The sequence below is a fragment of the Zavarzinella formosa DSM 19928 genome, from assembly GCF_000255705.1.
Lineage (GTDB): Bacteria > Planctomycetota > Planctomycetia > Gemmatales > Gemmataceae > Zavarzinella > Zavarzinella formosa.
Window position 1 is genome coordinate 1561 of record NZ_JH636466.1, and the last position, 216, is coordinate 1776.

The window sequence follows — 216 nt, forward strand, 5'->3', positions numbered from 1 at the left end:
AGTCCTCGGGCAGGTCTTCTCCCTCGGCGGGGCCGTGACCTTCGGCGGCCAGAACGGCTTCCAGGCGCAGGGCAACCGCATCATCGGCGGTGGCCAGGGGGGCAACAACCAAAACGGTGGCGGTGGCCAGCAGATTGCCGGTCAGGCGTTCAACGGGAACGGGGGCGGGCAGGGGTTGCAGGGCTTCGGCGGGGCGAACAACCAGTTCGGCCAGGT

Annotated in this window: 1 protein-coding gene; it reads right to left on the reverse strand. The window is 69.4% G+C overall.

Annotated elements, in window-relative coordinates; genetic code table 11:
• Positions 1-216: hypothetical protein (locus tag BGIM_RS65500; protein WP_162136374.1), on the reverse strand; the 216-nt coding region annotated here is incomplete at both ends.